We start from the raw sequence: 21640 nt of genomic DNA, 5'->3' as shown, positions 1-21640 counted from the left end.
ATATCACTCGGCTCCTGCGGTCAAGTCCCGCGGGCGGACTCCGCGACGCCGTCGAGATCCTCGATGGTCCGGGTCCGGCCGATGGGCGACCCCACGAGCCACAGCACCGCGAGGGTCCCACCGGCCGCAGCCAGGTACAGCGTCGGGGCGATGCCGATCCACTCCCCCAGGAACCCGCCGAGCACCGCACCCAGCGGGCGGACGCCGTAGTTCACGGTCGAGAAGGCTCCCGCCACCCGGCTGCGGATCTCGTCCGGGACGACCGCGGTCTGCATCGCGTTGAGGGGCACGTCGAGCCACATGACGCCGAGACCGGTGACGAACTCGACCAGGGCGAGCACGCCGGCCCGCAGCCACAGGGGCCCACCGGCCAGCGGCAGCAGGGCGACCGGCGCCGAGAACAGGACGCCCCCCACCATGATGGTCCGCCCCATCCCGAGGACTGCGGTCGCCCTGCGGGACAGCACGGCGCCGAGCAACCCACCGCTGGCCCCGACCCCGAGGGCGAGACCGATGCCTCCGGCCGAGAGTCCCAGCTGGCGGCTGGCGAACAGCACCAGCAGGGCCGCCACCACGAAGTTGAAGAAGTTCACGGTGGTGGCGAAGGCCAAGGAGACCCGCAGGTACGGGTGGCGCAGCACGAGCGCCATACCCTCTCGGGCCCTGCGCAGGAGCGGGGCGGCGCCCTCGCGGTCCACCGGCGGGTCCTGCACGTCCACGCCCCCGATGAGCACCGCGGATGCCAGGAAGGTGACGGCGTCGACGAACATCGCGACCGGGGCCGTCAGCAGCTGGATCAGGCCACCGGCCGCAGCCGGGCCCGCGACGAACGAGAAGGAGCGCGTCGTGCTCAGCAGGCTGTTGGCCTCGACGTACTGGTCACGGCGCACCAGGGCGACGAAGAAGCTGGGGTAGGCGGTCTGGTAGAGCACCTGTCCGAGCCCGGCGACCAGGGCCACGACGAAGAGCTGGGCCATCGTCACCAGCCCGAACCAGTGGGCCACGGGCAGGCTGAGCAGGACCGCGCACCGGAGCAGGTCGGCGAGGACCAGCAGCCGCCTCTTCCGCTCGTGGTGGTCGACCCAGGTGCCGACGAGGAGGGACAGGAGGTTCGGGGTCCACACGGCGGCGGTGAGCAGCCCCACCGTCGGGGCACTCGCGTGCAGGGTCGTCACGGCGATCAGTGGGAGCGCGAGGTCGGTGATCCGGTCGCCGAACTGCGAGATCCCCTGACCCACCCAGTAGCGCCCGAACCGGTGGTCCCGCCACAGCGGCGCCGTCACGGCGTCGGCGCTTCGGGGAGGACGTAGCGCAGCATCCGGACCGGGCGTGCGCCCGGTTCCGGCGCGGACCCCTTCGAGCGCAGCACGTATGGCGCGAGGACCTGTTCGATGGCGGCCTCGATCGTGTCGAGCTCGTCCGCGGTCACGACGACCGTCGTGTTGGACAGGCCGGCCGACCGGCGCCACCCGTCCTCGAGCAGGGGCTCGGTCTCGCGGACCCAGCGCGCGGGCAGGTCCTGGGCCTGCTCGAACAGGACGCGGGACAGCAGCGTGGCCGCGTCGCGGCCGGCCTCGTCAGCCGGCGGCGTGAACCGGAACCCCCGACCCACCGCCTCCCACCAGCGCTGCCGCCCGTCGGACTCCACCTCGGCGTCGCGGACCAGGCCGTGCTCGGCGAGGTGCCGCAGGTGCCAGCTGGTGACCGAGGGCGTCGCGCCCACCTCGGGGGCGAGTGCCGTCGCGGTGCTGGGACCGTCCTTCTGGAGCCGGCTGAGGATGGCCAGCCGGGTCGGGTGGGCCAGGGCGCGCATGCCCTTGGGCGTGAGCTCGACGTCGTCGTACGGGTTGGACACCGGACCTCCCGGAGGCTGTGCCACTGATGTGAGAGAACTGTTTCGAGAGGACTCTCTCACGAATCGCAGGAGCAGGCCAGAGCGGAAATCCACGTGCGCACACCTCACCCGGCCCGCCACGATGGCGGCATGAACCTGCCACCGGGTCTCGTGGCCCGCCCCCTCGTGATGTCCGACGCCTCGGCGGTCCACGCGCTCTTCGCCGCAGCCGAGCTCGCCGACACCGGTGAGGTCGCCGTCGAGCTCGAGGACATCGAGGGTGGCTGGCAGCGACCCAGCTTCGACCTCGAGCAGGAGAGCATCGGGGTGTTCGAAGACGGGACCCTCGTCGCGGCCGGCGAGGTCTACAAGACCCGTCGCGCCGAGGCCACCGTCCACCCTGACCACCGCGGCCGCGGCATCGGTACCTGGCTCGCCCGCTGGGTCGAGGACTGCTCGCGGCGGCGTGGGGGCAGTCTCGTCGGCCAGAGCGTGCCGGTGGGCGGCTCCGCGGAGAGGCTCTACCAGTCGCTCGGCTACCGCGAGGGTTGGCGGGCCTGGGTGCTGGTCGTCCCCGAGGGCGCGGCGATCGAGCCCCAGCCGCTCCCCCGCGGGTACGTGCTGCGCGACCTCGTCGTCGGCGAGGACGAGGAGACGGCCTACCGGCTCGTCGAGGACGCGTTCAACGAATGGCCCGACCGACAGCCCAGCACGTTCGACGACTGGGCCGCGAGCACGGTGCGCCGGCCGGGGTTCGAGCCGTGGCAGATCCGGTTCGCCGTGGACGACCGCGGCACCGCCGTCGGGGTGGCGTTCCTGATCGTGACCGAGGGGTGCGGGTACGTCGACCAGCTGGCCGTCCGCAGCGACCAGCGCGGGAAGGGCCTGGCCCGGGCGCTGCTCGTCGACGCCTTCGGTCGGGCACGCGAGCACGGCGCCGCCCGCAGCGAGCTGTCGACCGACTCACGGACCGGCGCCCTCCCGCTGTACGAGCACGTCGGGATGCAGGTCAGCCAGAGCTACCAGCACTGGATGACCGACGTCTGACGGTCAGCCCTCCGGCGCGAGGGCACGACGAAGGGTGGCGATCTGCCGCCTCGCACGGGCCTGGAACGGCAGATCGCCACCCTTCGCGGTGGTCACCGGCGTCAGCGGCGCTTGAGCAGCTCCTCGGCGATCTGCACGGCGTTGAGGGCGGCACCCTTGCGCAGGTTGTCGCCGACGACGAACAGCACCAGGCCCTTGCCGGCCGACGCGGCCTGGTCGGCACGGACCCGCCCGACGTAGACGTCGTCGCGCCCAGCCGCCTCGAGCGGGTTGGGCACCTCGGACACCACGACGCCGGGCGCCTTGGCCAGCAGCTCCAACGCCCGCTCCGGGCTGATCTCGCGGTCGAACTCGGCGTGGATCGCCAGCGAGTGGCCGGTGAAGACGGGCACCCGGACGCAGGTGCCCGAGACCAGCAGGTCGTCGATGTGCAGGATCTTGCGCGACTCGTTGCGGAGCTTCTGCTCCTCGTCGGTCTCCAGCGAACCGTCGTCGACGATCGACCCGGCCAGCGGGATCACGTTGAACCCGACGGGCACGGCGTACACGTTCGGCGCGGGGATCTGGACCGAACGCCCGTCGAGCGCGAGGTCGGCGGGCTCGCCCGCGGCATACCCGCCACGCAGCTGGCCGTCGAGCTCCTGCACGCCCTTGCCTCCCGAGCCGGAGACGGCTTGGTATGACGCGACGGTGAGCCGCACCAGACCCGCCTCGTCGTGCAGCGGCTTGAGGACCGGCATGGCCGCCATCGTGGTGCAGTTGGGGTTCGCGACGATCCCCTTGGGGATGGTGTCCAGGTCGTCGGCGTTGACCTCGCTCACGACCAGCGGGACCTCGGGGTCCTTGCGCCAGGCGGAGGAGTTGTCGACGACGATCGCGCCGGCAGCGGCGACCTTGGGTGCGAGCTCCTTGGAGGCCGCTCCCCCGTTGGAGAACAACGCGATGTCGATGCCGGAGAAGTCAGCGGTCGCCGAGTCCTCGACGGTGACCTCGCCACCGGCCCACGGCAGCGTCGTGCCGGCGGAGCGCGCCGACGCGAAGAAGCGGATCTCGTCGACCGGGAACGCCCGTTCGGCGAGGAGTGCACGCATGACCGAGCCGACCTGCCCGGTGGCCCCGAAGACACCAATTCTCATGGGACCAAGGATAGGTCGGCTCGGTCGTGCAACGGTTCAGCGGCTCACGATGTGGCAGAACCTGCGCGCACATCGGCAGTCTCGAGCTCGTCCTCCGGACCGCTGCCGGTCACGGGCGCGGTCGGCACCAGGTCGCCGACGCCCTCACCGGGAGCGGACTCCTCGAACGTCAGGGTGAAGTCGTCACCGTGCTCGGTGACGCCCGCGACGACGGCCTGCTCGACGGCAGCCACGGCATACGCGCGACGCACGATGAGCGGGTCGTTGCTGAGGTCCTTCACCAGGGCGACGGCCAGGCCGATCATCACGATGAGGAACGGCAGAGCCGCAACGATGGTGATGTTCTGCAGGCCGGACAGGGCGTCCTCGCCACCCACGAGGAGCATGACGGCGGCGACGGCACCGGTTGCGGCGCCCCAGAAGATCACCGTCTTGCGGCTCGGGGCCAGGGTGCCGCGCTCGGAGAGCGTGCCCATGACGATCGAGGCGGCGTCGGCACCCGACACGAAGAAGATCGCGACGAGGACCATGACGAGCACCGACGTGACGGTCGACAACGGCATGTGCGAGAGCATCTCGAAGAGGGTGCCCTCGGTGGATCCGGCTCCGGCGAGGTCGGTGCCGCTGCGCTGCATGTCGATGCCCGCGCCGCCGAAGATCGCGAACCACACGAGCGAAACGACGCTCGGCACCAGCAGCACCCCGGTGACGAACTGGCGGATGGTGCGACCGCGCGAGATGCGGGCGATGAACATGCCCACGAAGGGCGTCCAGCTGACCCACCAGGCCCAGTAGAAGATCGTCCAACCGGAGAGCCAGGTCTTCATGGCGTCGCCCCCGGCAGCGTCGGTGCGCGCGGACATCATCGCCAGGTTCTGGAAGTACGAACCGATCTCGGTGGGGACGAGGTTGAGGATGAAGACGGTCGGGCCGACGACGAAGACGAAGACCGCGAGGGCCAGCGCCAGCACCATGTTGATGTTGGACAGCCACTGGATGCCCTTGGCCAGCCCGGAGACGGCCGAGAGGATGAAGCAGACGGTCAGGACGGCGATGATGCCGACGAGCACCATGTTGCCGGTCTTCCCGAGCCCGCTGACGATCTGCAGGCCCGAACCGATCTGGAGCGCGCCCAGGCCCAGCGAGGCGGCCGAACCGAACAGCGTCGCGAAGATCGCGAGCATGTCGATGACCCGACCGGCGGGGCCGGCGGCGCGCTTCTCGCCGAGCAGCGGCGCGAACGCCGAGCTGATGAGCAGCGAACGCCCCTTGCGGAAGACGCCGTACGCGACGGCGAGCCCGACGACCGCGTAGATGGCCCACGGGTGGAGCGTCCAGTGGAAGAGCGTCGTGGCCATGGCGTTCTGCACGGCCTGCGGGTTGCCGGCGGCACCGGTCCCGGGCGGCGGCTTGACGAAGTGCGACAGCGGCTCGGAGACCCCGTAGAACATCAGGCCGATCCCCATGCCGGCGGAGAACATCATCGCGATCCACGAGACCGTCTTGAACTCCGGTTCCTCGTCGTCGCGCCCGAGCGGGATGCGCCCGTACTTGCTGGCGGCGAGCCAGATGACGAACAGCACGAACCCGGAGGCGACCAGCGAGAACAGCCAGCCCATGTTGTGCACGACCCACCCGAGCCCTGCGCCGGACGCCGCGCTCAGCGTGTCGGTGCTGAGGAATCCCCACAGCACGAACGCGATCGCGATCGCCGCGGTGACGCCGAACACGATGGTGTCGACCTTCTGCGGCTCCTCGGCAGGGTGCTCCTCGATGACGGGGTCGAGGGCGGGGTGGGGCGTGTCGAGGGCTTCGTTCTCGCCCGTGGCCTGGGCCGGTGCGGCCGGGCCTGTCTTGGTCAGTGTCGAGTCCACGTGGTGTAGGCGCCCTCGTTGGGGAGGGCGCCGCTCCTTCGCTGTTTCTGGATTGGTTGCGTATCAAAACCGTCGTTGGTCGACCGCCCACTGTGCCGAGAAGCACGGCACATCTCAAATCGCGGATGCCGGGAACTTCCCGCGCACCTCACCAAAACCGTTGCAGCACAATCGATCCCACGTGTGCCGTGAGCCTCGCCACGGTGGGCCGGGATCGTCGCGAGCGGGTCAGAAACCCAGGCGCTGGAGCTGCTTGGGGTCGCGCTGCCAGTCCTTGGCGATCTTCACGTGCAGGTCCAAGTAGACCTTCTGGCCGAGGAGCTCCTCGATGCCCTGACGAGCGTTCGTGCCGACCTCGCGCAGCCGCGACCCGCCACGACCGATGATGATGGCCTTCTGCGACGACCGCTCGACGAACACGTTGACCCGCACGTCCAGCAGGGGCTTGTCCGCGGGACGGCCCTCCCGCTGGACCATCTCGTCGACGACGACCGCCAGGGAATGCGGCAGCTCGTCGCGGACGCCCTCGAGGGCGGCCTCCCGGACGAGCTCGGCGATCATGACCATCTGCGGCTCGTCGGTGAGGACGCCCTCCGGGTACAGCGGGCCGGGCGACGTGGGCAGGTAGCTCGACAGCACCTCGGTCACCTCACCCACCTGTGACCCGTCCACCGCGGAGCAGGGGACGATCGCGTCCCACGAGCCGAGCTGGTCGATGGAGATGAGGTGCTCGGCCAGGCGCTGGCGGTCGACGCGGTCGGTCTTGGTGGCGATGGCCACGACCGGACGACGCTTGCCCTGCTGGATCTCCTTGAGCTCGCGGGCGATGAACCCGTCGCCGGGGCCGATCTTCTGGTCCGCCGGGAGGCAGAACCCGATGACGTCGACCTCGAGCAGCGTCTCGCGGACGACGTCGTTGAGCCGCTCCCCCAGCAGCGTCCGGGGCTTGTGCAGGCCCGGTGTGTCGACCAGGACGAGCTGCGCCCGCTCGTTGGTGACGATCCCGCGGATGGTGTGGCGGGTCGTCTGCGGCTTCGAGGACGTGATGGCGACCTTGTGGCCGACCATGGCGTTCGTCAGCGTCGACTTGCCGGCGTTCGGGCGCCCGACGAGGCAGGCGAAACCGGCGAGGTACGGCTTCTCCTCCGACGGTGACCCCGCGGCATACCCCTCGGTCGGTCCGGTTCCGCTCTCAGTCATGACACTCCCTCGCGCTCGGGCTCCACCGTAGTGCGCTCGGGCACCCCCTCGTCGCCACCCTCGTGCGGCTCCGGCAGGCGCGACACGATGACGGAGGCGATCCGGTGCCGGCGACCAGCCATCCGCTCGGCCGTGAGGGCCAGCCCGGCGACCTCTGCGCGCGACCCGACGATGGGCACCCGGCCGATGCTCTTGCCGATGAGCCCACCGACGGTGTCGACCTCGTCCTCCTCGATCTCGACGTCGAACTCGTCGGCGAGGTCGTCGATGTCCATCGTCGCCGGCACCCGGAACGTGCCGTCGCCGCGGTCCTCGACCCCGGGTGCCTCCCGGTCGTACTCGTCGGCGATCTCGCCCACGATCTCCTCGATGATGTCCTCGATGGTGACCAGTCCGGCGGTGCCGCCGTACTCGTCCACCACGACGGCGAAGTGGCTCTGGTCCCGCTGCATCTCGCGCAGCAGGTCGTCGACCGGCTTGCTCTCCGGGACGTAGTGCATCGGTCGCATCTGCGTCGTCACGGGCAGCGACCCGGCCTCGTGGTCGGCGTTGACCCGCCGCGCCACGTCCTTGAAGTAGAGCAGGCCGAGGATGTCGTCCGAGCCGTCGCCGACGACGGGGATGCGCGAGAACCCCGACCGCAGGAACAGCGACATCGCCGAGCGCAGGGTCTTCTCGCTGTCGACGGTGACCATGTCGGTGCGCGGGACCATGACCTCGCGGGCGACGGTGTCACCGAGCTCGAAGACGGAGTGGATCATCTCCCGCTCCCCGGCCTCGATCACGGCGCTCTCTCCGGCGAGGTCGACGAGGTCGCGCAGCTCGGACTCGCTCTGGAACGGGCCGTCACGGTAGCCACGACCGGGGGTCACGGCGTTGCCGAGCGCGATGAGGACACGGGCGACCGGGCCCAGCAGCGCACGGAGCCACACGATGACCGGTGAGGCGATGAGGGCGACGGCGTCGGAGTTCTGCCGTCCGAGCGTGCGCGGCGAGACCCCGACGACGACGAACGACACCAGCGCCATCACCCCGATGGCGATGAGCAGCGGTTTCCAGAACCCGTCGACGAGGTCGACGGCGCCCAGTGTGATGAGCACGGCTGTCGTCGCCTCGGCGATGACCCGCAGGAACGCCGTGACGGACAGGTATGCCGCGCTGTCGCCGACGATGCGCATGAGCGACGCCGACCCGGGTCGCTTCTCCTCGAGCAGCTCGTGGGCGCGCACCCGGGACATCCGCCACAGGGCTGCTTCCGCGGCCGAGAGGAGGAAGGCGACCGCGATGCTGAACAACGCGGCCAGGACGAGACGGGTCATCGGAGCACCATCAGCCGGCGGGTCGACCACGGCCCGCGAGGAACGTCAGCAGCAGCTGGCGCTGGAGCTCGAACATCTCGCGCTCCTCCTCGGGCTCGGCGTGGTCGTAGCCCAGCAGGTGCAGGATGCCGTGGGTCGTGAGGAGCAGCAGCTCCTCCTCCGTGGCATGGCCGGCCTCGGCCGCCTGCTTCGCCGCCACGGACGGGCAGAGCACGATGTCGCCGAGGACACCCTCCTCGGGCTCCTCGCCCTCCCGTCCCGGGCGCAGCTCGTCCATCGGGAACGACATCACGTCGGTCGGACCCGGCAGGTCCATCCACTGCACGTGGAGCACCTCCATGGCCGCCTCGTCGACGAGGCGCAGGCAGAGGTCCGCACCGGGGTGCACCCGCATCTCGCCCAGGACGTACCTGCTCAGGGCCACCAGCTCGAGCTCGTCGAGCTGGTGGTCGGTCTCATTGAGAACGTCGACGCTCACGCTGTGCCCGCCCTCCCTGCTGCTGTCCGTGCGTCTCGCCCTGCAGGTCGTCCCAGCGGCCGTAGGCGTCGACGATCGCACCCACGAGGCGGTGACGGACGACGTCCTGGGGGCTGAGGACCGAGAAGTGGATGTCGTCGACACCGGTGAGGATGTCGCGGACCACCCGCAGGCCGGAGCGCGACCCGTCGGGGAGGTCCACCTGGGTCACGTCACCGGTCACGACCATCTTGGAGCCGAACCCGAGACGGGTGAGGAACATCTTCATCTGCTCGGGCGAGGTGTTCTGCGCCTCGTCGAGGATGATGAACGCGTCGTTCAGCGTGCGGCCACGCATGTAGGCCAGCGGCGCCACCTCGATCGTCCCGGCAGCCATCAGGCGCGGGATCGACTCGGGGTCGACCATGTCGTGCAGCGCGTCGTACAGGGGACGCAGGTAGGGGTCGATCTTGTCGTTGAGCGTGCCGGGCAGGAAGCCGAGCCGCTCGCCGGCCTCGACCGCAGGACGGGTCAGGATGATCCGGTTGACCTGCTTGGCCTGGAGGGCCTGGACCGCCTTCGCCATCGCGAGGTAGGTCTTGCCCGTGCCGGCGGGACCGATGCCGAACACGACGGTGTGCTTGTCGATCGCGTCGACGTAGTGCTTCTGGTTCAGCGTCTTGGGACGGATCGTGCGGCCGCGCGAGGAGACGATGTTCATCGTCAGGACGTCGGCGGGCCGTTCGGTCGTCTGGGCGCGCAGCATGCTGATCGAGCGCTCGACGGCATCGCGGTTCAGCGGCTGGCCGCCCTCGATCACGAGCAGCAGCTCGTCGATGGTCCGCTCTGCGAGGGCCACCTCGGCACTCGGGCCGGACAGGTGGAACTCGTTGCCGCGGACGTGGATCTCCAGCTGCGGGAACGCTCGCTCCATCGTGCGGAGCAGCTCGTCGCGGGGTCCGAGAAGGGTGACCATCTGGACCTGCGGAGGGATCTCGACGGTGTGGGTGGGCAGGGAGTGCGCGCCCTCGGGCGTGCCCCCCGGCGTGGTCGGTTGATCTGCTTCAGGCATGGTCCGCCCAGTCTACGGTGCCGCTCAGCCGGGCGGCCACGTCATTGCCCGCCCACCCAGCACGTGCAGGTGGGCGTGGAAGACGCTCTGCTGGGCGTCGGCACCCGTGTTGAACACCGTGCGGTAGCCGCTCTCGGCGATGCCCTCCTGCTCGGCGACCCGGGCCACCGCGGCCAGCAGGGCGGCCGCGTCCTCGGGCCGCTCGGCGGCGAGAGCGGCCGCCGTCGGCACGTGGTGGCGCGGGATGACCAGGACGTGGGTCGGGGCCTGGGGTTCGAGGTCGCGGAACGCCACGGTCGCCTCGTCCTCGTGCACCACCGAGGCCGGGATCTGCCCCGCCACGATCCTGCAGAAGAGGCAGTCGGGGTCGGTGCTGCGCTCCGTCGAGCGGGTCGGATCGGTCATGCAGGCGAGGGTATCGGCGCGTCAACCTCGGACGCTGGTTGCGCGTCAAGGGAGCGTGAGACTGTTGAGCGTGGCAGAGCGCGACCCCGGTGGGGACACCCGGGGACGGCGGGGCGGTGCGGGCACCGGTGGGGCCGGCGCCAGGACCCCGGGCGCCGACGTGCCGAGCGCCGACGTCGCCATCACCGAGCTGTATGCCGCGCACTGGACCGGTCTGGTCCGCCTCGCCTGGCTCCTCCTGCGGGACGACCTCGCCGCCGAGGAGGTCGTCCAGGACGCCTTCATCGCCGTCCACCGGCGGTGGGACTCGTTGCGCAGCCACGAGAGCGCGGCCGCCTACCTGCGCCGCGCCGTGGTGAACGGCGCCCGGTCCGGCCTGCGCCACCGAGGCGTCGAGGAGCGGTACCTGACGCGCGAGCAGGGTGAGCCCACGGCATACGCACGACGCACCGAGGTGAGCGCGGAGGACCGCGCCCTCGACGCCGAAGCCACCAGCTCCATGGTCACGGCGCTCGGGCGGTTGCCCCAGCGCCAGAGAGAGGTCCTGACGATGCGCTACTACCTCGACCTGAGCGAGGCCGAGATCGCCGACGCCCTCGGCATCTCCGCCGGATCGGTCAAGGCCCACGCCCACCGCGGCCTCGCCGCCCTGCGCGACCGGATGGAGACCTCGTCATGAGCGACCGCACCGAGTTCCTGCACCCCGACTTCGAGCCGGGCGAGTTCGACCGCATCGAGCGCGAGCTGCGGCGTTCGCTGACCCAGGAGTCGGGCCGGATGCGCCCCACGGACCGGCTCGACACGATCCTGCACGAGGCCCACCGCGCCGGTCCGGTCACGGCGACCGGTGGGACCGGGATCCGTCGTTGGCTCGCGCCCGCGGCCGCGGCCGCCGTGGTGGCCGCCATCGCCGGCGGCGTGTGGCTGTCAAACCAGGACCCCACGGCGACCCCCGGGCCCCCCGCGGGCAGCCCGTCGGCGACCGTCCCGGCACCCACCGCCACCGGCCCCTCGGCCACCGACCAGCCCACCACCGCCCCCACCCAGACCTCGAGCCCGACCACGTCCCCGAACAGCGGGCCCGGTGTGGTCATGACGTTCCCGGCCTACTTCGTCGGGCCTGTCGGAGGCTCCACACCCACGTACAAGCTGTTCAGGGAGTTCATCCGCCAGGAGGTGGCAGCCGACCCCACTCCGGCGGACAAGGTGACGGTCGCGCTGACCCTGGCCATGAACGCCCAGCCGTACTCGAACACCGACGGCTACCTCCAGCCGTGGTCGGGCACCACCGTGACCGCGGCGACGGTGGCGAACGACGTCATCGAGGTGCGGCTGAGCGGTCCCGGCGCCGAAGGTTTCCCCCCCGAGGTCCAGCGACTCGCGGTGCAGCAGCTCGTGTGGACCGCGGAGGCAGCAGTCGGTCGGGGCCCGCTCCCGGTCAGGTTCGAGATCGAGGGAGGCGCGACGAAGCTGTTCGGGTCGATCTCGACGGACCAGTCCTTCACCCGGCCCTCGGCGGACGAGTCCTGGAAGGACCTCGCGCCGATCTGGGTCACCGCACCGTCGCGCGACCAGGTGCTGCCGTCGGCGTCACCCGTCACGGTCAAGGGTGAGGCGAGCGTGTTCGAGGCCACCGTGGGCTGGGAGCTCACCCGAGGCACGACCTCCGTGAAGACCGGCAACGCCATGGCGACCATCGGTGCGCCCAGCCGGGGCACCTACTCCTTCTCGCTCGGCACCCTCGCGCCCGGCACCTACACGGTGAAGGTCTATGAGGCCAGCGCCAAGGACGGGTCGATCGCAGCCGAGGACTCGGTCACCTTCACGGTGAAGTAGCCCTCGCGGACGGGCTCAGCGCCAGCGCGCCGCGGCGCTGAGCACCGCGAGGGCAGCCGGTCCGGCGCTCGACGAACGCAGCACCGTCGGCCCGAGTCGCACCGTCACCGCGCCAGCAGCCTCGAGCGCGGCCACCTCCTCAGGGGTGATGCCTCCCTCGGGCCCCACGACCACGAGCACCTCGCCGGAGTCCGGAACCCGTTGCGCCGCAAGGCTCTGGGTGGCGTCCTCGTGCAGCACGTATGCCGCCGCCGCGGCGCCCACACGCGCCGCCAGGGTCTTCGTCGTGGCCAGCTCCGCGACGACCGGGACGCGAGACCGGCGCGACTGCTTGGCAGCCGCGACCACGGCCGACTCCCACTTGCGACGGGCCTTGTCGCCCCGCTCCCCACGCCACTGGACGATGCAGCGCGACGCCTGCCACGGGACGACCTCGTCGACCCCGAACTCGGTCGCCGCCTCGACGGCCTGGTCGTCGCGGTCGCCCTTCGCGAGGGCCTGGACGAGGACGAACCGTGGCTCGCCCTCGGGCTCGGTGGCCAGCTCGGCGACGACCAGGTCGAGCTCGGCCCTCCCGGCTGCCACGACGTCGCACGTCGCGCGCAGCCCCAGCCCGTCAGCCAGGAGCACCCGCTCCCCCGCGGCGATGCGGCGCACCGTCGCGGCGTGCCGCCCCTCCGGCCCGTCGAGGACGACCTTCGCCCCGGGGACCGCTCCTGCGAGCAGCGCCGGGTCGACGAGGAAGAGCGGGAGGGTCATGGGCGCAGCCTGGGGCGGTGCGGGCGGGCCCCGCTACTTGGCCTTGAACGCGTCGCGGAGCTTGCCGAACAGGCCCGGGTGGGCGGGCGTCATACGACCCTCGGGGCGCTCCTCGCCGCGCAGGGCGGCGAGCTGGCGCAGGAGCTCCTCCTGCTGCTCGTCCAGCTTCGTCGGGGTCAGGATCGTCGCGTGGACGATGAGGTCGCCACGACCACCACCGCGCAGGTGGGTGACACCGAGGCCACGGAGGGTCATGGCGTCACCGGACTGCGTGCCGGGCTTGATCTCGAGCTCGTTGACACCGTCGAAGGTGTCGAGCTTGAGGGTCGTCCCGAGCGCACCGGCCGTCATCGGCAGCTCGACCGTGCAGTGCAGGTCGTCGCCACGGCGCTGGAAGGTCTGGTGCGGACGGACGGCGACCTCGACGTAGAGGTCCCCGGCGGGACCGCCACCCTGGCCGACCTCGCCCTCCCCCGTGAGCTGGATGCGGGTGCCGGTGTCGACGCCTGCGGGAACCTTGATCTTCAGGGTGCGACGGGTGCGGACGCGTCCGTCGCCCGAGCACTCGAAGCAGGGGCTGACGAGGACCTCGCCGTACCCCTGGCAGGTCATGCAGGGACGGGTCGTCATGACCTGCCCGAGGAACGAGCGCTGCACCTGCTGGATCTCGCCGCGACCGGCGCAGACGTCACAGGTCCGGCGGGACGTGCCCGGCTGGGCCCCGTCACCGTGGCAGGTGGAGCAGACGACCGCGGTCTCGACGGTGAGCTCCTGCTCGCCACCGAAGACGGCGTCGGCGAGGTCGAGGTCGAGCCGGATCAGGGCGTCCTGGCCGCGGCGCTGGCGCGACCGGGGGCCGCGCTGGGCCTGACCGGCACCGGCGCCGAAGAAGGCGTCCATGATGTCGCTGAAGGAGAAGCCCTGGCCGAACCCGGCGGCACCGGCGGCATACGGGTCGGCGCCCTGGTCGTAGGAGCGCTTCTTCTCCGCGTCGGAGAGCACGTCGTAGGCCTGGGAGACCTTCTTGAACTGCTCTTCCGCCTCGGGGCTGGGGTTGACGTCCGGGTGCAAGCGCCGGGCCATCTTGCGGTAGGCCCGCTTGATCTCCTCCGGCGACGCGTCCTTGGAGACGCCCAGGTCCTGGTAGTAGTCGTTCAACGAGAGTCCTTGTCAGTGGTGCGAGGGGTGGATCGGTGAGCCCGGTCGGGCACAGGCGTCACTGCGCCAGGATCCGGGAGACGTACGTGGCGACTGCCCGCACCGACGCCATCGTCGTGGGGTAGTCCATGCGGGTGGGGCCGAGGACGCCGAGGCCCGCGACCAGGTCGGAGCCGCTGCCGTACTCGGTGGCGACGACCGAGGTCGACTGCAGTCCGGCGAACGGGTTCTCGTGCCCGATGCGGACCGAGACGGCGTCGCTGGTCTCCCTGGCGGTGCCGAGCAGCTTGAGCAGCACGACGTGCTGCTCGAGCGCCTCGAGCACCGGGCCGATGCTGAGGGGGAAGTCGGTGCCGACGCGCGCGAGGTTCGACGTGCCTGCCAGCACGACGCGCTCCTCGCGCTCCTCGACCAGGGCGTCCTCCAGGGAGCGGACGACGGCCCGGACGAGGTCGCGGTCGGCCGGCTCGAACTCCTCCGGCAGCGACTCGAGGGAAGCGGCTGCGTCGACCAGGCGCTGGCCCACGGCGCTGGCGTTGATCTTCGCTCGCACCAGCCCCAGGGTGGCCTCGCCCTCGGTCGTGGACAGGTCGTGGGTCGTCTCGATGACCCTCTGCTCGACGCGGCCGGTGTTGACGATGAGCACGACCATCAGCCTGGTCGCGCCCATCGGCACGAACTCGATGTGCCGCACCGACGAGCGGGTCAACGAGGGGTACTGCATGACCGCGACCTGCCGCGTCAGCGAGGACAGCAGCCGCACGGTGCGGGCCACGACGTCGTCGAGGTCGACCGCCCCCTCGAGGAACTGGGCGATGGCGGAGCGCTCGGCCGGCGACATCGGCTTCACCGAGCTCAGGCGGTCGACGAACAAGCGGTAGCCGGCATCCGTGGGCACGCGCCCGGCGCTCGTGTGGGGGGCTGCGATCAGCCCCTCCTCCTCGAGGGCGGCCATGTCGTTGCGGACGGTGGCGGCGGAGACCCCGAGGTGGTGGCGCTCGAGAAGGGCCTTGGACCCCACGGGTTCGGAGGTCTCGACGTAGTCCTGCACGATCGCGCGCAGCACGGCGAGACGGCGTTCCTCACTCATCGGACACCTCCTTTGCGGTCGGACTGGAGACGGGACTTGAGTCGGCGCTGGCGACGGGTGGCAGCAGGCGGGTCCGGGTCGGGCGGCCGACGCCGGGTCTGCTGGCACTCATGCTCAGCGAGTGCCAAGTCTACGGTGTTCCCGGGTCCGGGGCCGCACCGGCGGCGCGTCCTCTCCGGTGGCGTCGGCCACGCGGCATACCCTGCGTCGGTGTCCGACCGCTATGGCTCCGATGTCCTCTCCGGCGACTGGAAGGTTCCCCCGAGGGGACGCTCCCGCGAGGTGGAGGCCGAGACCGGCCTGGTCGTCGAGGACGTCGACACCGGGTGGTGCGGCGCCGTCGTGCGCGTCGAGAAGGCCGGCGGCATGCGGGTGGTGCACCTCGAGGACCGCCGCGGCCGCACCAAGGGGTTCCCGATGGGGCCAGGTTTCCTGCTCGACGGGGCCCCGGTGATCCTCACGCCGCCGACCGCTGCCGCCCGCGCGAAGCTCGCCGAGGCGAAGGCGGCGACTGCGCGGACGGCGTCCGGGTCGAGGGCGGTCGAGGGCGCCAAGGCGCGGGTCGCGAGCGGCTCACGGATCTTCGTCGAGGGCCGCCACGACGCCGAGCTCGTCGAGAAGGTCTGGGGCGACGACCTGCGCATCGAGGGAGTCGTCGTCGAGATGCTCGACGGCGTGGACGACCTCGCCGGGGCCATCCGTGACTTCCGTCCCGGCCCCGGCCAGCGGATGGGGGTCCTGGTCGACCACCTCCTGCCCGGCACCAAGGAGGACAAGGTCGTCCAGGCGTGCCGCAGGGGCCCGTATGCCGCGCACGTCAAGATCCTGGGCCACCCGTACGTCGACGTCTGGCAGTCGGTGCGCCCGGAGCGACTGGGCCTGCAGCAGTGGCCCGTCATCCCGCGGGGCCAGTCGTGGAAGCACGGGATCTGCCGTCACCTCGGCTGGCAGGCCGACAGCCAGGCCGACATCGCCCGGGCGTGGAAGCAGATCCTCGGCACGGTGCGGTCGTACGCCGACCTCGAGCCCACCCTGCTGGCCAGTGTCGAGGAGCTCATCGACTTCGTGACCGAGCCGGGGCACTGAACCGGGGCACTGAACCGGGGCACTGAACCGGGGCACTGAACCGGGGCAGGGTCGGGGTCGACCCTGACGCACCCCTGACCCGCCCCTCGCCAGACCCCGAAAGTCCTGTCTGCACGGGTCGTCATGCGTTTCACTGGTGGAAGACACCACCACGGAGGAACACCATGACCGAACAACCGCAGCCCCAGGCCCCCGGCTCCCAGTCGGTGCCGCCGCCCCCCGGCTCCCAGTCGGTGCCGCCGCCCCCCGGTCCGTCCGGACCGCCCCCGGTCTACGGCTCCGGCCCCAAGCCGATGTCGCAGCAGGACGAGAAGACCTGGGCGACCCTGGCCCACCTGGCTCCCTTCGCCGCCGCCCTCGTCGGGCTGCCGTTCCTGGGACCACTGATCGTCTTCCTGCTCCTCAAGGACCGTGGACCGTTCGTGCGGGCCCACGCCGCCCAGGCGCTGAACTTCCAGATCATCACCACCGTCGCGCTGTGGGTCTTCGGACTGCTGTCGTTCGTGCTCATCGGGATCCCGTTCGTGATCGCCACGGGGATCGCCTGGATCGTCCTGCCGATCATCGCGGCGATCAAGGCCAACAACGGTGAGTGGTACCGCTACCCGTTCACGCCCGAGCTGGTGAAGTGACCTCGGGCTAACGCAGCCCGAGCAACCGCCGCACCACGGTGTCGGCCAGCAGGCGGCCCTGCCTCGTCAGCACGACCCGCTGACGGCGCAGGGCCGCTGCCGCGTCCACGAGCTCGTCGGCGATGAGACCTGCGACAGCCGTCCGCCCTTCCGGCTGGAGGTCGTCGATCGGCAGTCCCTCGACCAGGCGTACCCCGAGCAGCACGCGCTCGTCGTAGCGCTGCTCGTCGGTGAGCGTCTCGCGGCCGTGGGCCGGGCTCGTGCCGGGTGAGGCGACGCGGGCGGCATACGCGTTGGGGTGCTTGACGTTCCACCACCGCACGCCGCCGACGTGGCTGTGCGCGCCGGGGCCGATCCCCCACCAGTTGCCGTCGGCCCAGTAGCCCTCGTTGTGGCGGCAGCGGGCGTCCTCGCGGGTGGCCCAGTTGCTCACCTCGTACCAGCCGAAGCCTGCGGCGGTGAGGTGCTCGTCGGCGATCTCGTACTTCGCCGCCTCGTCGTCGTCCTCCGGCGCCGGCACCTGCCCCCGACGGACCTGGGCGGCCAGCTTGGTGCCGTCCTCGACGACGAGGGCGTAGGCCGAGACGTGGTCGGGTGCGAGGTCGGTCGCGGTGCGCAGGCTGGTGCGCCAGTCGTCGAGGCTCTCCCCCGGCGTTCCGTAGATGAGGTCGAGGCTCACCTGCAGGCCCGCGGACCGGGCCGCGTCGACGGCGCGGGCGACGTTGGCCGGGTCATGGGTGCGTTCGAGGGTGCGCAGTACGTGCGGCACCGCGGACTGCATGCCGAGCGAGACCCGGGTGAACCCGGCATCGGCCAGCACGCGAAGGCCCTCGGGAGTCACGGAGTCGGGGTTCGCCTCGGTCGTCACCTCGGCATCACCGGCCAGCCCGAACCGGTCCCGTATGCCGTGCAGCATGCTCGCGAGGTCGGCGGCGGCCAGCATCGTCGGCGTCCCGCCGCCGACGAACACGGTCTGCACCTCGGGTGCCCGGTCACCAAGGACCGAGGCGGCGAGGTCGAGCTCCCGGACCGCCGCACCCGCGAACGTCGCCACGCTCGCACCGTCGTTGCCGAGCTCGGTCAGCGTGTAGGTGTTGAAGTCGCAGTAGCCGCAGCGCACCGAGCAGAACGGCACGTGCAGGTAGATCCCGAACGGCCGGGACGACAGGGTCGCCAGGGCCGACTCGGGCAGGAGACCGTCCGCGGGCGCGGGGTCGCCGTCGGGCAGGGCGCTGGGCATGCGGCCATCCTCTCAGCCTGCCGCGCAGCTACCGTCGTCGGATGCGCCACCTCTCCGACGCGGACGTCGAGGCCCTGCTCCCCCCGCCGGCCGAGGCAGTGCGCCTCGTGCACGACGCGCTCGTCGCCCTGTCCCGGGGTGAGGCCGAGGTGCCGCCGAAGCCGACCGTCCACGCACCCGGCGGAGCGTTCGCGAATGCCATGCCCGCGGCATACCCGGCTCGAAACCTGTTGGGGTGCAAGTGGATCAGCATCTTCCCGGACAACCCGTCGCACGGGCTCCCGACCGTCAGCGGGCTCATGGCCGTCAACGACGGTCGGACCGGAGCTCCACGGGCCGTCATGTCCGCCGGCACCCTGACGGCAGCCCGGACGGCCGCGGTCTCGGGTGCCTGCATCGCTGCGCTCGCCGCGACCGGTGCGCCCGCGGGCTTCACCGGTGCCGGCCTGTAGGCACGTTCGCACCTGCGCGTGCTGGAGGCGCTGGGTCACCTCGACGTCACCGTGTACGCGCGGCGCGCCGACGCCCGGGCTGAGCTGATGGCGTGGGCGGAGGAGCACGTCCCCCGGGTACGGCTTCGCGTCACCGACGACGCGCGGGAAGCCGTCCTGGGACGCCCGGTCGTGGTCACCGGACTGTCGATCGGGCTGACCGGCGCCGAGCTCGACCCGTCGTGGATCGCACCGGACGCGCTGGTCCTGCCGCTGGACTACGTCAGCTCGGTGGGTCCGGCGCTGGCGCGAGCCTCGGTGCTCGCGGCCGACCACGTCCCGCAGTTCGAGGCGGTGCGGGTCGCCGGCACGCTCGGTGAGTACCCGGCGACGACGACGTGGACCGGCTCGCTGCTCGACCAGCCGCGACCCGACGGACGCATCGTCTGCCAGAACCTCGGCAACGGGCTCAGCGACCTGGTCGTCGCCGCAGCGGTGGCCGACGCCGCCGAGGCGCAGGGTGCCGGACACCTGGTGGACACCGGGTCCGCGTAGGGTCCAAGGGTGAGCACCTCCCGCTGGATCGACCTCGACGGTGTCGTCAACATGCGTGACGTGGGCGGGCTGCCCACCACAGACGGAGGCACCGTCGCCACTGGACGGTTGTTGCGTTCGGACAACCTGCAGGACCTCAGCGACGCCGACATCGACCACCTCGTGGAGGTCGTCGGGGTCAGCGACATCGTCGACCTGCGCAGCAACGTCGAGGTGCACATCGAGGGCCCGGCACCACTGCAGGTGCGCGGACTGGCGACGCACCACCGGTACTCCCTCTTCCGCGACGACGAGCGCGAGATCACCGCCGGGGACGCCCTGGTCGTGCCGTGGTCGAAGAAGAACCAGAAGGAGGCCGACGCCCGTCCCCGGCTCGATGACGACTACTGGGCCAGCCACTACCTCGGCTACCTCGTCGACCGGCCGGACTCGATCCTCGGAGCCCTGGAGGTCATCTCTCGAGCGCAGGGAGCCACGGTCGTGCACTGCGCGGCCGGCAAGGACCGCACCGGCACCGTCGTGGGCCTGGCCCTGTCGGTCGCCGGCGTCTCCGACGAGGACGTCGTCGCCGACTACGTCGCGACCGGTGAACGCATCGAGCAGATCGTGGGCCGGCTCATGGCGAGACCCGCGTACGGCGAGGTGCTCAAGGACCAGCCGATGGACCACCACCGCCCCAAGCCCGAGACGATGACCCGCATCCTCACGGTGCTCCGCGAGCGCCACGGTGGCGCGGGTGGTTGGCTGCAGGAGCAGGGCTGGAGCGTCGACCAGGTCGAGGCGCTCCGCGGCCACCTGCGCGCATGACCTCCGCCGACGACGCAGACCGTCGCCCGCGCGGGCGACGGCGCGCCATGCGCGTGCTCCTCGTCGACGACCGTGACCGCCTGCTGCTCTTCCGCGACAGCGACCCCGGTATGACGCCCGTGCCCCGCTGGTGGATCACCCCCGGCGGGGGCGTCGAGCCCGACGAGTCGGATGTCGAGGCTGCGGTGCGCGAGGTGTTCGAGGAGACCGGCGTGCAGGTCCCGGCGCAGGACCTGGTCGGTCCGTTGGCCACCCGGGTCGTCGTCCACGGCTACAGCGACGTGGTGACGACCCAGGACGAGGCGTTCTGGTACGTCCGGGTGCCCGCCTTCGAGGTGAGCACCGCCGGGCACACCGAGCAGGAGCTGCTGACGATGACCGACCACCGGTGGTGGAGCCGGGCCGAGCTCGAGGCCACCGACGAAGAGGTCTGGCCGCGCACCGTGCTCGAGCTCTGGTCGCTGGCGGACGACTTCGCCTCCGGTGCCACGACTCCACCGCGCGACCTCGGCACCGTCGAGGAGTCGACAGTCCCCGTCTGACCGGCCACGGTCCGGCGCCGGTTGCGCACCTCTGCGAAGCACGGGCGAGTCAGGCCGCATCTGCGCTCCATACCCACGTCACCCGGACAAGGTCAGGGCCCCTTTGCCCGCGACGAGCCGTACTCTGACCACGTTCGCTGGCGGGGCCACGATCAGGGTCCGGATCGACGGGGGGAAACGGATGGTGGACGACCGCGCGGGTACCGAGATCGAGGGGATGCACCGACTGCCGGCCCTCGTGTGGACGGCCGTGGTCGCACCGCTGTCCATGATCGGCGTTGGTGTCGTGCTGGTGGCCGTGACCGACCTCGGCTGGGGGTCGCTGCTCGCCGGAGTGCTCTTCGGCCTACCGATGGTCCTGCGGTGGTGGAACCGAACCGTCGTCTCCCCCGAGGGAATCCGGACCAGGCGGTGGCTGAGGTGGCGCGTGTTGCCGTGGGAAGACATCGCCGCCGTGGCCGAGGCGGGTCGGTGGACGTGGGATGACGTCGTCGGGGTCATCACCCAGCACGGTGAGCCAGTCGCCCTGGACCTCCCCGGATCCCGCCGTGCCGAGTTCAGCGACTACGCGGCGTCCCGCGGCGTCCCCCGGGACGCACGGTCACGGGGGCGTCGAGCCGCCGGCTGAGGACCTCGGCCGGCGCCACCGGGGAGGTCGGCGACCGCAAGCCCGTCTCCTGCGCTCAGCGGGCGGGCTTGTCGGTCACCCAGAGTCGGATGGTGCCCTCGACCACGGCGGTGCCGTCAGCGCGGGTGGCAACCACGTGCACGGGCACCTCGACGTCACCGGTCCGCGCCCATTCGGCCGGGTCGGTGGTGGCCACGCACGTGATGTCGGTCGTCGCCTTGGCTGCGTAGTCGACCTCCATCCCGCGAGGGATCCAGCGCCGGTGCGCCGGGATCGTCGCCTCGGCCAGCGCACCCATCGCTGCCTCGAGCCCGTTGCAGATCGCGATGACGTGAACGGTCCCGAGGTGGTTCTGCACCCGTCGCCGCTTGCGGATCGTCAGCTCGGCGCGGTTCGGCCCGAGCTCGACGAAACGCGGTCGCGCGGTGCGGAAGTACGGCGCCGCCCGCTCGAAGACGAGCGAGAACACGGTGCGACCGCGAGGCAGTCGCGACAGGCGTCGGTAGAGCGCGTAGGTGTCGACCATGGCGCG

Annotated in this window: 24 protein-coding genes; 10 read left to right on the top strand and 14 right to left on the bottom strand. The window is 71.3% G+C overall.

Features of this window, described 5'->3' with window-relative positions:
- Positions 1–20: 20 nt before the first annotated feature.
- Together ACYVKF_RS14320 and ACYVKF_RS14315 are read right to left on the bottom strand one after the other, a co-directional pair.
- Positions 21–1283: an MFS transporter gene (locus tag ACYVKF_RS14320; protein ID WP_460967272.1), complete on the bottom strand. Its 1263-nt coding sequence runs from the start codon at positions 1281–1283 to the stop codon at positions 21–23.
- Complete coding sequence (locus tag ACYVKF_RS14315) at positions 1280–1879, bottom strand: ArsR/SmtB family transcription factor (RefSeq protein ID WP_460967269.1); 600 nt, start codon at positions 1877–1879, stop codon at positions 1280–1282. Before ACYVKF_RS14315 ends, ACYVKF_RS14320 begins: the two co-directional genes overlap by 4 nt.
- 105 nt (positions 1880–1984) lie before the next feature.
- On the opposite strand from ACYVKF_RS14315, the gene ACYVKF_RS14310 reads away from it, so the two are divergent.
- A complete protein-coding gene (locus ACYVKF_RS14310) occupies positions 1985–2881 on the top strand; it encodes a GNAT family N-acetyltransferase (RefSeq protein WP_460967267.1) in 897 nt (298 codons plus the stop codon).
- A gap of 101 nt (positions 2882–2982) precedes the next feature.
- On the opposite strand, the gene ACYVKF_RS14305 is transcribed toward ACYVKF_RS14310, so the two are convergent.
- The 7 genes from ACYVKF_RS14305 to ACYVKF_RS14275 form a co-directional block, all read right to left on the bottom strand.
- Positions 2983–4017: an aspartate-semialdehyde dehydrogenase gene (locus ACYVKF_RS14305; RefSeq protein WP_460967265.1), complete on the bottom strand. Its 1035-nt coding sequence runs from the start codon at positions 4015–4017 to the stop codon at positions 2983–2985.
- Between the two features lie 44 nt (positions 4018–4061).
- The gene (locus ACYVKF_RS14300; protein WP_460967263.1) at positions 4062–5891 is read right to left on the bottom strand and encodes a BCCT family transporter; all 1830 of its coding nucleotides are present in this window, start codon (positions 5889–5891) and stop codon (positions 4062–4064) included.
- Positions 5892–6119: 228 nt separating this feature from the next.
- The gene (gene era / locus ACYVKF_RS14295) at positions 6120–7091 is read right to left on the bottom strand and encodes a GTPase Era (protein WP_056919955.1); all 972 of its coding nucleotides are present in this window, start codon (positions 7089–7091) and stop codon (positions 6120–6122) included.
- Complete coding sequence (locus ACYVKF_RS14290) at positions 7088–8410, bottom strand: hemolysin family protein (RefSeq protein WP_460967260.1); 1323 nt, start codon at positions 8408–8410, stop codon at positions 7088–7090. Before ACYVKF_RS14290 ends, era begins: the two co-directional genes overlap by 4 nt.
- A 10-nt stretch (positions 8411–8420) precedes the next feature.
- Complete coding sequence (gene ybeY, locus ACYVKF_RS14285) at positions 8421–8888, bottom strand: rRNA maturation RNase YbeY (RefSeq protein ID WP_460967258.1); 468 nt, start codon at positions 8886–8888, stop codon at positions 8421–8423.
- A complete protein-coding gene (locus tag ACYVKF_RS14280) occupies positions 8866–9939 on the bottom strand; it encodes a PhoH family protein (protein ID WP_082553370.1) in 1074 nt (357 codons plus the stop codon). Before ACYVKF_RS14280 ends, ybeY begins: the two co-directional genes overlap by 23 nt.
- A gap of 24 nt (positions 9940–9963) precedes the next feature.
- Complete coding sequence (locus tag ACYVKF_RS14275; protein WP_460967256.1) at positions 9964–10344, bottom strand: histidine triad nucleotide-binding protein; 381 nt, start codon at positions 10342–10344, stop codon at positions 9964–9966.
- A gap of 70 nt (positions 10345–10414) precedes the next feature.
- Here ACYVKF_RS14275 and ACYVKF_RS14270 point away from each other — a divergent pair, with 70 nt between their 5' ends.
- Positions 10415–11023: a SigE family RNA polymerase sigma factor gene (locus ACYVKF_RS14270; RefSeq protein WP_235529267.1), complete on the top strand. Its 609-nt coding sequence runs from the start codon at positions 10415–10417 to the stop codon at positions 11021–11023.
- Positions 11020–12180: a Gmad2 immunoglobulin-like domain-containing protein gene (locus tag ACYVKF_RS14265; protein ID WP_460967253.1), complete on the top strand. Its 1161-nt coding sequence runs from the start codon at positions 11020–11022 to the stop codon at positions 12178–12180. The genes ACYVKF_RS14270 and ACYVKF_RS14265 overlap by 4 nt, the downstream gene beginning before the upstream one ends.
- A gap of 15 nt (positions 12181–12195) precedes the next feature.
- Here ACYVKF_RS14265 and ACYVKF_RS14260 read toward each other — a convergent pair whose 3' ends face one another.
- The 3 genes from ACYVKF_RS14260 to hrcA are packed head-to-tail and all read right to left on the bottom strand — an operon-like array spanning position 12196 to position 15187.
- Entirely contained in the window at positions 12196–12939 is a 744-nt protein-coding gene (locus tag ACYVKF_RS14260; RefSeq protein WP_460967251.1) for a 16S rRNA (uracil(1498)-N(3))-methyltransferase, read from the bottom strand.
- Between the two features lie 33 nt (positions 12940–12972).
- Positions 12973–14097 carry a molecular chaperone DnaJ gene (gene dnaJ / locus ACYVKF_RS14255; RefSeq protein ID WP_056917664.1) on the bottom strand — a complete coding sequence of 375 codons (1125 nt, stop codon included), beginning with the start codon at positions 14095–14097 and terminating at the stop codon, positions 12973–12975.
- Positions 14098–14155: 58 nt separating this feature from the next.
- Positions 14156–15187, bottom strand: coding sequence for a heat-inducible transcriptional repressor HrcA (hrcA, locus tag ACYVKF_RS14250; protein ID WP_056917665.1), 1032 nt, complete (start codon positions 15185–15187; stop codon positions 14156–14158).
- 210 nt (positions 15188–15397) lie between these two features.
- Here hrcA and ACYVKF_RS14245 point away from each other — a divergent pair, with 210 nt between their 5' ends.
- Together ACYVKF_RS14245 and ACYVKF_RS14240 are read left to right on the top strand one after the other, a co-directional pair.
- Complete coding sequence (locus ACYVKF_RS14245; RefSeq protein ID WP_056917876.1) at positions 15398–16273, top strand: DUF3097 domain-containing protein; 876 nt, start codon at positions 15398–15400, stop codon at positions 16271–16273.
- 164 nt (positions 16274–16437) lie between these two features.
- The gene (locus tag ACYVKF_RS14240; RefSeq protein WP_460967249.1) at positions 16438–16905 is read left to right on the top strand and encodes a DUF4870 domain-containing protein; all 468 of its coding nucleotides are present in this window, start codon (positions 16438–16440) and stop codon (positions 16903–16905) included.
- A gap of 7 nt (positions 16906–16912) precedes the next feature.
- Here the strand turns inward: ACYVKF_RS14240 and hemW are convergent, their stop codons facing one another.
- Positions 16913–18145, bottom strand: coding sequence for a radical SAM family heme chaperone HemW (gene hemW, locus ACYVKF_RS14235; RefSeq protein WP_460967247.1), 1233 nt, complete (start codon positions 18143–18145; stop codon positions 16913–16915).
- Positions 18146–18186: 41 nt separating this feature from the next.
- Between hemW and ACYVKF_RS14230 the strand changes: the two genes are divergently transcribed.
- The 5 genes from ACYVKF_RS14230 (at position 18187) to ACYVKF_RS14210 (ending at position 21108) form a co-directional block, all read left to right on the top strand.
- Positions 18187–18597 carry a hypothetical protein gene (locus ACYVKF_RS14230; protein ID WP_460967245.1) on the top strand — a complete coding sequence of 137 codons (411 nt, stop codon included), beginning with the start codon at positions 18187–18189 and terminating at the stop codon, positions 18595–18597.
- Positions 18598–18615: 18 nt separating this feature from the next.
- Complete coding sequence (locus ACYVKF_RS14225; RefSeq protein WP_460967243.1) at positions 18616–19131, top strand: hypothetical protein; 516 nt, start codon at positions 18616–18618, stop codon at positions 19129–19131.
- Between the two features lie 9 nt (positions 19132–19140).
- The gene (locus ACYVKF_RS14220) at positions 19141–19938 is read left to right on the top strand and encodes a tyrosine-protein phosphatase (protein ID WP_460967241.1); all 798 of its coding nucleotides are present in this window, start codon (positions 19141–19143) and stop codon (positions 19936–19938) included.
- On the top strand, positions 19935–20480 hold the full coding sequence (locus ACYVKF_RS14215) for an NUDIX hydrolase (RefSeq protein ID WP_460967239.1): 546 nt from the start codon (positions 19935–19937) through the stop codon (positions 20478–20480). The genes ACYVKF_RS14220 and ACYVKF_RS14215 overlap by 4 nt, the downstream gene beginning before the upstream one ends.
- A gap of 181 nt (positions 20481–20661) precedes the next feature.
- Positions 20662–21108: a PH domain-containing protein gene (locus tag ACYVKF_RS14210; protein WP_460967237.1), complete on the top strand. Its 447-nt coding sequence runs from the start codon at positions 20662–20664 to the stop codon at positions 21106–21108.
- 55 nt (positions 21109–21163) lie between these two features.
- Here ACYVKF_RS14210 and ACYVKF_RS14205 read toward each other — a convergent pair whose 3' ends face one another.
- The gene (locus tag ACYVKF_RS14205; protein ID WP_460967235.1) at positions 21164–21634 is read right to left on the bottom strand and encodes a hotdog fold domain-containing protein; all 471 of its coding nucleotides are present in this window, start codon (positions 21632–21634) and stop codon (positions 21164–21166) included.
- Positions 21635–21640: the final 6 nt, after the last annotated feature.

Source organism: Pedococcus soli (assembly GCF_054782575.1).
Note: the sequence above shows the minus strand (reverse complement) of the source record. Positions and strands in the feature narration are given on the sequence as shown.